This window comes from Acidihalobacter aeolianus, assembly GCF_001753165.1.
GTDB classification, from domain to species: Bacteria; Pseudomonadota; Gammaproteobacteria; order DSM-5130; family Acidihalobacteraceae; genus Acidihalobacter; species Acidihalobacter aeolianus.
This window is the reverse complement of record NZ_CP017448.1, coordinates 2,488,309-2,502,236: the sequence shown is the minus strand read 5'-3', so window position 1 is coordinate 2,502,236 and position 13,928 is coordinate 2,488,309. Positions and strand designations below refer to the sequence as shown.

The 13,928-nt window shown below is 61.9% G+C and carries 10 protein-coding genes and 1 tRNA gene; all 11 read left to right on the top strand.

What is annotated here, in order from left to right; genetic code table 11:
* Positions 1-48 precede the first annotated feature (48 nt).
* The 11 genes from tuf to rpsL all read left to right on the top strand — a co-directional run bounded on the left by tuf (position 49) and on the right by rpsL (position 13,915).
* Positions 49-1,239: an elongation factor Tu gene (gene tuf, locus BJI67_RS11540; protein ID WP_070073148.1), complete on the top strand. Its 1,191-nt coding sequence runs from the start codon at positions 49-51 to the stop codon at positions 1,237-1,239.
* Positions 1,240-1,294: 55 nt separating this feature from the next.
* A tRNA-Trp gene (locus BJI67_RS11535) sits at positions 1,295-1,370 on the top strand.
* A gap of 54 nt (positions 1,371-1,424) precedes the next feature.
* The gene (gene secE / locus BJI67_RS11530) at positions 1,425-1,802 is read left to right on the top strand and encodes a preprotein translocase subunit SecE (protein ID WP_070073158.1); all 378 of its coding nucleotides are present in this window, start codon (positions 1,425-1,427) and stop codon (positions 1,800-1,802) included.
* Positions 1,802-2,335, top strand: coding sequence for a transcription termination/antitermination protein NusG (gene nusG / locus BJI67_RS11525; protein ID WP_070074118.1), 534 nt, complete (start codon positions 1,802-1,804; stop codon positions 2,333-2,335). Before secE ends, nusG begins: the two co-directional genes overlap by 1 nt.
* Positions 2,336-2,405: 70 nt before the next feature.
* Complete coding sequence (gene rplK, locus BJI67_RS11520; protein WP_070073157.1) at positions 2,406-2,837, top strand: 50S ribosomal protein L11; 432 nt, start codon at positions 2,406-2,408, stop codon at positions 2,835-2,837.
* Between the two features lies 1 nt (position 2,838).
* Entirely contained in the window at positions 2,839-3,534 is a 696-nt protein-coding gene (gene rplA, locus BJI67_RS11515; protein WP_070073156.1) for a 50S ribosomal protein L1, read from the top strand.
* 226 nt (positions 3,535-3,760) lie between these two features.
* Positions 3,761-4,291, top strand: a complete 531-nt coding sequence (gene rplJ, locus BJI67_RS11510; RefSeq protein ID WP_070073155.1) for a 50S ribosomal protein L10 — start codon at positions 3,761-3,763, stop codon at positions 4,289-4,291.
* A 47-nt stretch (positions 4,292-4,338) separates the two neighbouring features.
* Positions 4,339-4,719: a 50S ribosomal protein L7/L12 gene (gene rplL / locus BJI67_RS11505; protein WP_070073154.1), complete on the top strand. Its 381-nt coding sequence runs from the start codon at positions 4,339-4,341 to the stop codon at positions 4,717-4,719.
* A 307-nt stretch (positions 4,720-5,026) separates the two neighbouring features.
* On the top strand, positions 5,027-9,106 hold the full coding sequence (gene rpoB, locus BJI67_RS11500) for a DNA-directed RNA polymerase subunit beta (protein ID WP_070073153.1): 4,080 nt from the start codon (positions 5,027-5,029) through the stop codon (positions 9,104-9,106).
* Positions 9,107-9,180: 74 nt separating this feature from the next.
* Positions 9,181-13,419, top strand: a complete 4,239-nt coding sequence (gene rpoC, locus BJI67_RS11495; protein ID WP_070073152.1) for a DNA-directed RNA polymerase subunit beta' — start codon at positions 9,181-9,183, stop codon at positions 13,417-13,419.
* Positions 13,420-13,540: 121 nt separating this feature from the next.
* Positions 13,541-13,915, top strand: coding sequence for a 30S ribosomal protein S12 (gene rpsL, locus BJI67_RS11490; protein ID WP_070073151.1), 375 nt, complete (start codon positions 13,541-13,543; stop codon positions 13,913-13,915).
* Positions 13,916-13,928: the final 13 nt, after the last annotated feature.

Below are 13,928 nucleotides of genomic sequence, written 5' to 3'. Positions count from 1 at the left end.
CTGCGTATGTCCTGAAATGATGTCAGTCGTGGAAACTGGGGTGCTTTAATGGCCAAGGAAAAGTTTGAGCGTAAGAAGCCGCATGTGAATGTGGGTACGATCGGACATGTGGATCATGGTAAGACGACGTTGACGGCGGCGTTGACGAAGGTGATGGCGGAGAAGCACGGCGGCTCGTTCCAGGCGTACGACCAGATCGACAAGGCGCCGGAAGAACGTGCCCGCGGTATCACGATTGCGACCGCACACGTGGAATATGAGTCCGATGCGCGCCACTACGCGCACGTCGACTGCCCCGGCCACGCCGACTACGTGAAGAACATGATCACGGGAGCGGCGCAGATGGACGGTGCGATCCTGGTGTGCTCGGCGGCGGACGGCCCGATGCCGCAGACGCGAGAGCACATCCTGCTGGCCCGCCAGGTGGGCGTGCCGTACATCGTGGTATTCCTGAACAAGGCCGACATGGTCGACGATCCGGAGCTGCTCGAACTGGTGGAGATGGAAGTTCGCGACCTGCTGTCCTCGTACGACTTCCCGGGAGACGACACCCCGATCGTGACGGGTTCCGCGCTCAAGGCGTTGGAAGGCGACACCTCCGAGATTGGCGTGCCGGCGATCGAGAAGCTGGTGGCCGAGATGGACAGCTACATCCCCGAGCCCGAGCGTGCGGTGGACGGTGCGTTCCTGATGCCGATCGAAGACGTGTTCTCGATCTCCGGTCGCGGCACCGTGGTGACTGGGCGTATCGAGCGCGGCATCGTGAAGGTGGGTGACGAAGTCGAGATCGTGGGCATCAAGGACACGACCAAGACGACGGTGACCGGCGTCGAGATGTTCCGCAAGCTGCTGGACCAGGGTCAGGCGGGCGACAACGTCGGCGTGCTGCTGCGCGGCACCAAGCGCGAAGAAGTGGAGCGCGGCCAGGTGCTGTGCAAGCCGGGTTCGATCAAGCCGCACACCAAATTCGAGGCCGAGGTATACGTGCTGTCGAAGGAAGAGGGCGGTCGTCACACCCCGTTCTTCAACGGCTACCGTCCGCAGTTCTACTTCCGCACGACGGACGTGACGGGCTCGGTGGACCTGCCGGAAGGCACGGAGATGGTGATGCCGGGCGACAACGTGTCGATCAAGGTGTCGCTGATTGCGCCGATAGCGATGGAAGAGGGTCTGCGTTTTGCGATCCGCGAAGGCGGCCGCACCGTGGGTGCCGGCGTCGTCTCCAAGGTCATCGAGTAAGTCGCGCTTCGCGCGAACGCGCGCCGGGCTTTGCTGGCGCGCGGTCTGGATGAATAGGCCAGTAGCTCAATTGGCAGAGCAGCGGTCTCCAAAACCGCAGGTTGGGGGTTCAAGTCCCTCCTGGCCTGCCATATTCATCGGGCCCGGCGTTGCTGCCGGCCCATTATCTGAACGTTGGGCATAGCATGGCTGAAAAGGCCGCTTCTGGAGGGTCAGCCCTCGATACGGTGAAGATCGCGATCACGTTATTGTTGCTGGCGCTGGGCGTCGGCGGGTTCTACTACTTCTCACACGAGATGCTGGTAGTGCGCGTGATCGGGCTGTTGGCGATTGGCGGTGTTGCGGTGGGTGTGTTCGTGACCACGGTACCCGGCAAGAATGCCTGGGGATTCCTGCAAGGTTCGCGCACGGAAGTGCGCAAGATGGTCTGGCCCTCGCGGGCGGAAACCACGCAGGTGACCCTGGTCGTCGTGGCCATGGTGCTCGTCATGGGCGTGTTTCTCTGGTTACTGGATACGCTGCTCGGTTGGGTTGTGAAGCATTTGATGGGATACGGGGGCTGATCATGTTGCGTTGGTACGTGGTACACGCCTATTCCGGTTTCGAGCAGCAGGTTAAGCGCGCCATTGAGGAGCGTGTACGTCGCGCCGGCATGGAGGATCACTTCGGGCAGGTCCTGGTCCCTACCGAAGAAGTCGTGGAGATGCGCGAGGGGCAGAAGCGCCGCAGCGAGCGGAAATTCTTCCCGGGTTACGTGCTCGTGCAGATGGACATGAGCGAGGAAACCTGGCATCTGATCCGTTCGGTGCCTCGGGTGCTCGGTTTCATCGGTGGTACGCCGGACAAGCCTTCGCCGATCACCGACAAGGAGGCCGACACCATACTCAGCCGTATCCAGGAAGGCGTGGAAAAGCCGCGCCCGAAGGTGCTGTTCGAGGTCGGCGAGGTGGTGCGCGTGATCGAGGGGCCGTTCAACGATTTCAACGGCGTGGTGGAAGAAGTCAATTACGACAAGAGTCGCTTGTTGGTGGCAGTGCAGATCTTCGGGCGCTCCACTCCGGTGGAGCTCGACTTCCATCAAGTCGAAAAGGTTTAGGCGCGCGCTGGGGTGCGTCTGTTGACACGATTCGGGGAGCCGCGAGGCGCTTGCACCCGAAGGAGATGAAATGGCAAAGAAGGTAACGGGTTACATCAAGCTGCAGGTGGCCGCAGGTCAGGCCAACCCGAGTCCGCCGGTTGGTCCCGCACTGGGCCAGCATGGCGTCAACATCATGGAGTTCTGCAAGGCATTCAACGCGCAGACCCAGAATGTTGAGGCAGGCCTGCCGCTACCGGTGGTGATTACGGTCTATTCCGACCGCAGCTTCACCTTCATCACCAAGACGCCGCCGGCCTCGGTACTGCTCAAGAAGGCACTGGGCATTCCCAAGGGCAGCAGCACGCCGAACACGGTCAAGGTGGGTACCGTGACGCGTGAGCAGCTCGAAGAGATTGCCAAGGCCAAGACCCCCGATTTGACGGCCGCCGACCTGGATGCCGCGGTGCGTACCATCGCCGGTAGTGCGCGTTCGATGGGCCTCAATGTGGAGGGGGTGTGAGATGGCTAAGCTGAGCAAACGCATGCAGGCGATTCGCGAGAAGATCGAGCCCGGCAAGAGCTATACGCTCGATGAGGCTCTGGCCCTGATCAAGTCGTGCGCCCAGGCGAAATTTGCCGAGTCGATCGATGTCTCCGTCAATCTGGGCGTGGATCCTCGTAAGTCCGATCAGGTCGTGCGCGGCTCGACCGTGTTGCCCAACGGCACCGGCAAGACGGTGCGCGTCGCCGTGTTTACTCAGGGTGCCAATGCCGAAGCGGCCCTCGCCGCCGGCGCGGACAAGGTCGGGATGGATGATCTGGCCGCGGAAGTGAAGGCCGGCAAGCTGGATTTCGATGTCGTGATCGCCTCGCCGGATGCGATGCGCATCGTCGGTCAGTTGGGCCAGATCCTGGGTCCGCGAGGCCTGATGCCGAACCCCAAGGTGGGTACTGTGACACCCGATGTCGCCACGGCGGTGAAAAACGCCAAGGGTGGCCAGGTGCGCTATCGCACCGATAAGGCCGGCATTATCCATTGCAGCATCGGCAAGGCGGGTTTCGAGGTCGAAGCCCTTGCCGGTAACCTGAACGCGTTGATGGCCGATCTGGTCAAGGCCAAGCCTTCGACTTCGAAGGGTGTTTACATCAAGCGTGTGACCGTATCGTCGACTATGGGGCCCGGTATCCCGGTCGATCAGAGTTCGCTGGTGCTCTAAGGCCAGCACAGGTCGCGGCAGGAAGCCGTGGCCGGGCTTGTACAGGACGTACATCGTCCCAGACCGCAGGTGCCTTCGGGCTTAATGGCAACATCTTGCCTGCGTAGACGGTGTGACCCGAGTCAAAACGAAAGCTTGGGGCATCGTGGGTGCCTCGTCGATATAAACGGCGGGGTCTGTTGTAGACGGTGAGGCGATTTTCGCCCCCCCGAGCTGGAGAAGTAGCGTGGCACTTAATCTGGAAGACAAGAAACGTGTCGTTTCGGAAGTTGCCGCGGTAGCTGCGAGTGCGTATTCCGCGATTGCTGCGGAATATCATGGTCTGTCCGTGGAACAGCTCACCGAATTGCGCTCCAAGGCGCGTGCCGGTGGCGTGTATCTGCGGGTGGTGAAGAACACCTTGGCGCGCCGCGCGCTCAAGGGTACGGATTTCGAGTGCATGGAAAATGCGCTGGTGGGTCCGTTGGTGCTGGCGTTTTCCCAGGAAGACCCCGGTGCCGCAGCGCGCGTGCTCAAGGATTTCGCCAAGACCAACGACAAGTTCAAGGTCAAGGTTCTGGCCGTGGGTGGCCAGGCTCTTGGGCCCAACGAAATCGATCGACTCGCAAGTCTGCCGACGTACGACCAGGCCATCAGTCTACTGATGGCGGTCATGCGTGCACCGCTCGACAAGTTCGCCAGAACCCTTAACGAGGTTCCGGGCAAGCTGACGAGAACGGTGGCGGCGATTCGTGACCAGAAGCAGGCCTCGGCCTGACGTCTGCGTATTCATTTGATTCGGGTAGTTTGACTGGAGATAAAGCAATGGCAGTTTCCAAAGAAGATATTCTTGAAACGATTTCCAACATGACGGTGATGGAGGTCGTCGACCTGATTTCCGCCATGGAGGAGAAATTTGGTGTGTCCGCTGCTGCCGCTGTGGCGGCTGCCCCCGCCGCTGGCGGTGCGGGTGATGCGGCTGCGGTCGAGGAGAAGACCGAATTCGACGTGGTGATGAGCAGCTTCGGCAGCAACAAGGTCGGCGTCATCAAGGTAGTGCGTGCGATCACCGGCCTGGGTCTGAAGGAAGCCAAGGACATGGTCGAGGGCGTGCCCTCTACCGTCAAGGAAGGCGCTTCCAAGGACGAGGCCGAAAGCATCAAGAAGCAGCTCGAAGAGGCTGGTGCCGCTGTCGAACTCAAGTAATTGCCCGGCTCGCGAATTGCGCGAAACGAGCGCTTGCATTCGGAAGGGCTGGCGATGATTTCATCGCCGGCCTTTTCCTGTTTGCGTGGATATCCGCTTTGATGTCGCCCATCAATCCGCCGGTATTTGCGGATAGGTGGGCAATTTCGAAGCAAGTCCGCGGTGTGGTACTGGCCGATCACAACGCGGCGTGACAGGGATGGTCATTTCGTCACACGGGGCGGCGCTGAGGCGTCGTGACCAGGCACCCGGGGCCGGGGTGGGCTGGTCGTTCACCCGAGACTTGATTTGGTAGTGAGGAATCGCGATGGCGTACAGTTACACCGAAAAGAAGCGTATTCGCAAGGACTTCGGCAAACAACCCCAGATCCTGGATGTGCCATATCTGCTGGCCACCCAGCTGGATTCGTACCGACAGTTCCTGCAGCTCGACACGGCATCCGATGCCCGCCATGAGGTGGGTTTGCACGGGGCCTTCAAATCGGTGTTCCCGATCCGCAGTTATTCCGAGAACGTCGAACTCGATTACGTGCGCTATCGCCTTGGCGATCCCGTGTTCGACGTCAAAGAGTGCCAGTTGCGTGGTCAGACCTATGCTGCGCCTTTGCGCGTGCTGCTGCGCCTGGCCATTTATGACAAGGACGCGCCGGCAGGCGCCCGTGTCATCAAGGATGTGAAGGAGCAGGAAGTGTACATGGGCGAATTGCCGCTCATGACCGAGAACGGCACCTTCGTGATCAATGGCACCGAGCGTGTGATTGTTTCCCAGTTGCACCGCTCGCCTGGCGTGTTCTTCGATCACGATAAGGGCAAGACCCACTCCTCGGGCAAACTGCTGTTCAGCGCCCGCGTGATTCCTTACCGTGGTTCCTGGCTTGACTTCGAGTTCGACCCCAAGGACAGCGTGTTCGTGCGCATTGACCGCCGGCGCAAGTTGCCGGCGACCATTCTGTTGCGCGCGCTGGGATATGACGACGAACAGATTCTCGACATGTTCTTCGAGAAGGTTGCGGTCAGTTATGCCAAGGGCAGCTATAACATCGAGCTGGTGCCTGAGCGCCTGCGTGGCGAAACCGCGGTGGCCGACATCGTGGTCGACGGCAAAGTGCTGGTCGAGGCAGGGCGCCGGGTCAGCGCGCGTCACGTCAGACAGATGGAGGCCGCTGGTCTCTCGCAGCTTGAGGTGCCCGAGGAGTACCTGATCGGCAAGGTGCTGGCGCACAACATCGTCGATGAGGACACCGGCGAACTGGTGGCAAAGGCGAATGCTGAGCTGACCGGCGATCTGCTGGCGGCTATTCGTGAAACCGGCATTCATCAGTTCAACCTGATCTACACCAATGAACTGGACAACGGCCCCTACGTGTCCAGCACGCTGGCGCTGGATCCGACGGCGAGCCAGCTCGAGGCGCAGGTGGAAATCTACCGCATGATGCGTCCGGGTGAGCCGCCGACCAAGGAAGCCGCACAGAACCTGTTCGAGAGCCTGTTCTTCAGTGCCGATCGTTACGATCTGTCGGCGGTGGGGCGTATGAAGTTCAACCGTCGGGTGGGACGCGACGAGATCACCGGCCCAGGCGTGCTGACCAACGAGGACATCATCGATGTTCTCAAGACCTTGATCGACATCCGCAATGGCAATGGCACGGTGGACGATATCGATCATCTCGGCAACCGCCGCATTCGCAGTGTGGGCGAGATGGCGGAGAACGTCTTCCGCGTCGGCCTGGTGCGCGTGGAGCGTGCGGTCAAGGAACGCCTGACCATGGCCGAGAGCGAAGGCCTGATGCCGCAGGAAATCATTAACGCCAAGCCGGTGGCCGCGGCGATCAAGGAATTCTTCGGGTCCTCGCAGCTGTCGCAGTTCATGGATCAGAACAATCCGCTGTCCGAGGTGACTCACAAGCGGCGTATCTCCGCGCTGGGCCCGGGCGGTCTGACCCGCGAGCGAGCCGGTTTCGAGGTGCGTGACGTGCATCCGACGCACTATGGTCGCGTCTGCCCGATCGAAACGCCTGAGGGCCCGAACATCGGTCTGATCAACTCGCTGGCGCTGTACGCCCGGACCAACGAGTACGGCTTCCTGGAGACGCCTTATCGCAGGGTGGCCGACGGCAAGGTGACCGATCATATCGATTATCTGTCGGCGATCGAGGAAAGCCAGTACGTCATCGCGCAGGCCAACGCACGCATCGACGAGACCGGCGGTTTTGCCGACTCGCTGGTGTCGTGTCGTCATCTCAACGAGTTCGCGCTGTCGACGCCCGATCGCATCGAGTACATGGACATTTCGCCGAAGCAGATCGTGTCGGTTGCTGCGGCGCTGATTCCGTTCCTCGAGCACGACGACGCCAACCGCGCACTCATGGGCTCGAACATGCAGCGCCAGGCGGTGCCTTGCCTGCGCGCCGAGAAGCCGCTGGTCGGCACGGGCGTCGAGCGCATTGTGGCGATGGACTCGGGTTCCACGGTCAAGGCGCGGCGTGGCGGCGTGGTCGACTCGGTCGACGCGGCACGCATCGTGGTGCGCGTGAACGACGATGAAGCCGTGGCCGGCGAACCAGGCGTGGATATCTACAACCTGACCAAGTACACGCGTTCCAATCAGAACACCTGCATCAATCAGCGTCCGCTGGTGAACCCCGGCGACGTGATTGCGCGCGGTGATGCGCTGGCCGACGGTTCGTCCACCGATATGGGCGAGCTGGCTCTGGGCCAGAACATGCTGGTCGCGTTCATGCCCTGGAACGGCTACAACTTCGAGGACTCGATCCTGATCTCGGAGCGAGTGGTTCAGGAGGATCGCTTCACCTCGATTCACATCGAGGAACTGACCTGCGTCGCTCGCGATACCAAGCTGGGACCGGAGGAGATCACCTCCGACATCCCCAACGTGAGTGAAGGCCTGCTCGGTAAGCTGGACGACTCCGGCATCGTCTACATCGGTGCCAAAGTGCGTCCCAGCGACATCCTAGTCGGCAAGGTCACGCCCAAGGGCGAGACCCAGCTCACGCCGGAAGAGAAGCTGCTGCGCGCGATCTTTGGTGAGAAGGCCTCCGACGTGAAGGACACCTCGCTGCGCGTGCCCTCCGGCATGGAAGGCACGGTCATCGACGTGCGCGTGTTCACACGAGACGGCGTGGAGAAGGACAAGCGCGCCCTGGCCATCGAGGAAGACGAGCTGGAGCAGGTGCGCAAGGACCTCAAGGACCAGTTGCGCATCTACGAGGATGATGTCTACAGCCGTGTCGAACGTCTGCTGAGCGGCAAGATCGCCGAAGGCGGTCCGGACAAGCTCGAGGCCGGCGCCAAGGTGAGCAAGTCCTACCTCAATGCGCTGGCACGCGAAAAGTGGTTCGAGATCCGCATGCGCAGCGAGGAGGTCAACGTCCAGCTCGAGGCGCTGCGTGCACAGATCGAGGCTCAGCGAGAGGCCTTCGAGGTGAAGCTGCGCGAGCAGCGCGCCAAGATCACCCAGGGCGACGATCTGGCCCCCGGCGTGCTCAAGATGGTCAAGGTGTATCTGGCAGTGAAGCGTCGCATGCAGCCGGGCGACAAGATGGCCGGCCGTCACGGTAACAAGGGTGTGGTGTCGATGATCGTCCCGATCGAAGACATGCCGCACACGGCCGACGGCGAGCCGGTGGACATCGTGCTCAACCCGCTCGGCGTGCCTTCGCGCATGAACGTCGGTCAGGTGCTGGAAACCCACCTCGGCTGGGCCGCCAAGGGGCTCGGTCGCAAGATCGGGCGTATGATCGAGGCCAAGGCCAAGGTCGACGAATTGCGCGAGTTCCTCGACAAGGTCTACAACACCGGTGCCTCGCAGCAGGTCGAACTGGCAGAGCTGAGCGACGAGGAAGTGCTCACGCTCGGTCGGAACCTGTCCAGCGGCGTGCCGATGGCCACGCCGGTCTTCGACGGTGCCACCGAGGACGAGATCCACGAGATGCTGGCGCTGGCCGACCTGCCGGAATCCGGCCAGACCGTCCTCTACGACGGTCGCACCGGCAACGCCTTCGAGCGCTCGGTTACGGTGGGCTACATGCACATGCTCAAACTCAACCATCTGGTCGACGACAAGATGCACGCCCGCTCGACCGGACCGTACAGCCTGGTCACCCAACAGCCGCTGGGCGGCAAGGCACAGTTCGGTGGTCAGCGCTTCGGCGAGATGGAGGTCTGGGCACTGGAGGCCTACGGCGCGGCCTACACCCTGCAGGAAATGCTCACGGTCAAGTCCGACGACGTGGCTGGCCGCAACAAGATGTACAAGAACATCGTGGACGGCGAGCATCGCATGGAGGCCAACATGCCCGAATCCTTCAATGTGTTGATGAAGGAAATCCGTTCGCTCGGCATCGACATCGAACTGGAACAGGACTGACGGTACGGCTGCCGGGCGGCTGAGTCCGCCCGGCCAAGGGCAGCACTGTACGATTTTGCGAGGCAGCAAAGACGATGAGAGACCTACTGAATATTCTGAAGCCCAAGGGCCCTGCTGATGACTTCGACGCGATCCGCATCGGGCTGGCGTCCCCGGACCTGATCCGTTCGTGGTCCTATGGCGAGGTCAAAAAGCCGGAAACAATCAATTACCGCACCTTCAAGCCCGAGCGCGACGGTCTATTCTGCGCCAAGATCTTCGGGCCGATGAAGGATTTCGAGTGCCTGTGTGGCAAATACAAGCGCCTCAAGCATCGCGGCGTGGTCTGCGAGAAGTGCGGCGTCGAGGTGACCCAGGCCAAGGTGCGCCGCGAGCGCATGGCCCACATCGAGCTGGCCAGCCCGGTGGCGCATATCTGGTTCCTGAAGTCGCTGCCGTCGCGCATTGGCCTGCTGCTCGACATGACCCTGCGTGACATCGAGCGCATCCTCTATTTCGAGGCCTTCGTGGTGATCGATCCGGGCATGACCGCGCTGGAGCGCGGTCAGCTGCTGTCGGACGAGGCCTATCTTGAGGCCATCGAGGAGCACGGCGACGAGTTCGACGCGCGCATGGGCGCCGAGGCGGTACTGGAGCTGCTCAAGAGCATCGACCTGAACGGCGAGGCGGTGCGCCTGCGCCAGGAAATGGCCGATACCAACTCCGAGACCAAGCTCAAGCGGGTATCCAAGCGCCTCAAACTGATCGAATCCTTCCTGGAGTCGAGCAACAAGCCGGAATGGATGATCCTGACGGTGCTGCCGGTCCTGCCGCCCGACCTGCGTCCGCTGGTCCCGCTCGACGGCGGCCGCTTCGCGACCTCGGATCTGAACGATCTGTACCGCCGCGTGATCAACCGCAACAACCGCCTCAAGCGCCTGCTCGAGCTGAATGCGCCCGACATCATCGTGCGTAACGAGAAACGCATGCTGCAGGAAGCGGTCGACGCATTGCTCGACAACGGCCGTCGCGGTCGTGCAATCACCGGGACCAACAAGCGTCCGCTCAAGTCGCTCGCCGACATGATCAAGGGCAAGCAGGGGCGTTTCCGCCAGAACCTGCTGGGCAAGCGCGTCGACTATTCGGGCCGTTCGGTCATCGTGGTCGGCCCCACGCTCAAGCTGCATCAGTGCGGCCTGCCCAAAAAGATGGCGCTGGAACTGTTCAAACCGTTCATCTTCGGCAAGCTGATCCGCCGTGGTCTTGCGACCACCATCAAGGCAGCCAAGAAGCTGGTCGAGCGCGAAGAGCCGGAGGTCTGGGACGTCCTCGAGGACGTGATCCGCGAACATCCGGTGATGCTCAACCGTGCACCGACCCTGCACCGTCTGGGCATCCAGGCGTTTGAGCCGGTATTGATCGAGGGCAAGGCCATCCAGCTTCATCCGCTGGTCTGCTCGGCCTTCAACGCAGACTTCGACGGCGACCAGATGGCGGTGCACGTGCCGCTGTCGCTGGAGGCGCAGCTCGAGACGCGCAGCCTCATGATGTCCTCCAACAATATTCTGTCGCCGGCCAACGGCGAACCGATCATCGTCCCTTCACAGGACATCGTGCTCGGCCTGTACTACATGACCCGAGAGCGCGTGAACGCGCGCGGCGAGGGCATGGTGTTCGCCGACAGCGCGGAGGTGCACCGCGCCTACGAAACCGGCGTGTTGGACCTGCATGCCCGGGTCAAGGTGCGTATCCGCGAGCATATCCTGCGTGACAGCGGCGAGATCGAGACCGTGACTTCGGTCAAGGACACGACTGCCGGGCGCGCGCTGCTCTACGATATCGCTCCCGAAGGCATGACGTTCGAGATGTTCGACCGCGACATGACCAAGAAGGCGATCTCCAGCCTGATCAATGTCTGCTACCGTCAGCTGGGCCTGAAGGCCACGGTGATTTTCGCCGACCGTCTGATGTATACCGGCTTCAACTATGCGGCGCGTTCCGGTGTGTCCTTCGGTGCCGGCGACATGGTCGTCCCCGAGCAGAAGGTCGATCTGCTGGCGTCCGCCGAAGCGGAGGTCAAGGATATCGAGGATCAGTACGCTACGGGCCTTGTGACCAAGGGCGAGCGCTACAACAAGGTCATCGATATCTGGTCGCGTGCCAACGACCAGATCGCCAAGGCGATGATGGAAAAGCTGGGTACCGATGATGTGGTCGGCGCCGACGGCAAGACGGTCAAGCAGAAGTCGTTCAACTCCATTTACATGATGGCCGATTCCGGAGCGCGTGGTTCCGCCGCCCAGATCCGCCAGCTCGCCGGCATGCGCGGCCTGATGGCCAAGCCGGACGGCTCGATCATCGAGACGCCCATCACCGCGAACTTCCGCGAGGGTCTGAACGTTCTGCAATACTTCATCTCCACCCACGGCGCGCGCAAGGGTTTGGCCGATACCGCGCTCAAGACCGCCAATTCGGGCTATCTGACTCGTCGTCTGGTGGACGTCGCGCAGGACGTGGTGGTGACCGAAACCGATTGCGGCACCGAGAACGGCATCGTCATGACCCCGATCATCGAGGGTGGCGACGTGGTCGAGGCACTGCGCGAACGCGTGCTTGGCCGTGTGGTGGCGCGTGACGCGCTGCGTCCCGGTACGGACGAAGTGCTGGCGGCAGCGGGTACGTTGCTCGACGAGCGCTGGTGCGACGTGCTCGAAGAGGCTGGCGTCGACGAGGTGCTGGTGCGTTCCGCGATCACCTGCGAAACGCTCCACGGCGTTTGCGCGCAATGCTACGGGCGCGATCTGGCCCGCGGTCATGCCGTGAACATCGGCGAATCGGTGGGCGTCATCGCCGCCCAGTCGATCGGCGAGCCGGGCACGCAGTTGACCATGCGTACCTTCCATATCGGTGGTGCGGCCAGCCGCTCTGTTGCTGCCAGCAACATCCAGGTCAAGGCCAAGGGTGTGGTGCGCCTGCACAACATCAAACTGGTCGAACACCACAACGGCAACCTGGTTGCGGTATCGCGTTCCGGTGAACTCGGCATCGTCGACGAAATGGGCCGTGAGCGCGAGCGCTACAAGGTCCCCTACGGTGCGACCATTTCCACCAAGGAGGGCGTCGAGGTCGAGGCTGGCGAGATCGTCGCCACCTGGGATCCGCATACCCACCCGATCGTGACCGAAGTGGACGGGCGTGCGCGCTTCCAAGACTTTGTCGACGGCGTCTCGGTGGTCAAGCAGACCGACGAGGTTACCGGTCTGAGTGCCACCATCGTCACGGATCCGAAATCGCGCGGCAACGCCGGCAAGGATCTGCGCCCGTCCATCCGCCTGGTGGATGCCGAAGGCAGCGACCTGATGCTGGCGGGTACCCAGATTCCAGCCGTTTACGCGCTGCCCGCGGGGTCGATCGTCAACCTCGAGGATGGTGACGAGGTTGCGGTAGGCGACGTCTTGGCGCGTATCCCGCAGGAATCGTCGAAGACCCGCGACATCACGGGTGGTCTGCCACGCGTCGCCGACTTGTTCGAGGCGCGCAAGCCCAAGGAGCCGGCGATTCTGGCCGAGCGTACCGGTACGGTCAGCTTCGGCAAGGACACCAAGGGCAAGCAGCGCCTGGTCATCACCGATGAGAATGGAGACACCTACGAAGAGCTGATTCCGAAATGGCGTCAGGTCAGCGTGTTCGAGGGTGAAAAGGTCGAAAAGGGCGAGGTCATCGCGGAAGGCGAGCTGAATGCCCACGACATCCTCCGTTTGCGTGGCATCCCCGCACTGGCGAGCTACCTGGTGCGCGAGATCCAGGACGTCTACCGCCTGCAGGGCGTGACCATCAATGACAAGCACATCGAGGTGATCATTCGCCAGATGCTGCGCAAGGTGGATATCGTTGACGCCGGCGATACCCGGTTCCTCAAGGGCGAGCAGGTCGATCGCGCTCGCCTGGTCGAGGAAAACCGCAGGGTCTTGTCCGAAGACAAGCAGATGGCGTTGTACGAGTCCGTATTGCTCGGCATCACCAAGGCCTCGCTGGTCACCGAGTCGTACATCTCGGCGGCTTCGTTCCAGGAGACCACGCGCGTGCTGACCGAAGCCGCTGTACGCGGTGCCAGCGATGCGCTGCGCGGTCTCAAGGAAAACGTCATTGTCGGCCGTCTGATCCCGGCGGGTACCGGCCTGGCGTTCCACGACGAGCGTCGTCGCAAGCGCCATATGGGTGAAATGCTGGCGATGGAACTTGCCGCAGCGGTGGCAGAAGGCCGTGAATCCGCGGCTGAGGAAGTAACCGACATGCCGTCGGGCGACGAGGCAGCGCCACCGGCAGCCGAATAACCCGAGATGACCCGCCTGCTGCCTTGACACCCTGCGGGCGGGTCACTAAAATCTCGCGTCCTCCGACAGGTCGCGGCTGCGTGGCCTGTCGTTTGTTTTAAGGGTTGGAGAACCGCTTAAGATGGCTACGATCAACCAGTTGGTGCGCAAGCCGCGCAAACAGAGAAAGGAAAAGAGCAAGGTGCCTGCGCTTGAGGCCTGTCCTCAGCGTCGCGGTGTCTGCACGCGTGTGTACACGACCACGCCGAAAAAGCCGAACTCGGCTCTGCGCAAGGTTGCGCGTGTGCGCCTGACCAGTGGTTTCGAGGTCAGTAGCTATATCGGCGGTGAAGGTCACAACCTTCAGGAGCACTCGGTGGTGCTGATCCGCGGCGGCCGCGTCAAGGATCTTCCCGGTGTCCGTTATCACACCGTTCGCGGCAGTCTGGATACGCAGGGCGTGCAGAAACGCCGCCAGGCGCGCTCCAAGTACGGCGCCAAGCGCCCGAAGGCCTGATGCAGCGTCAACC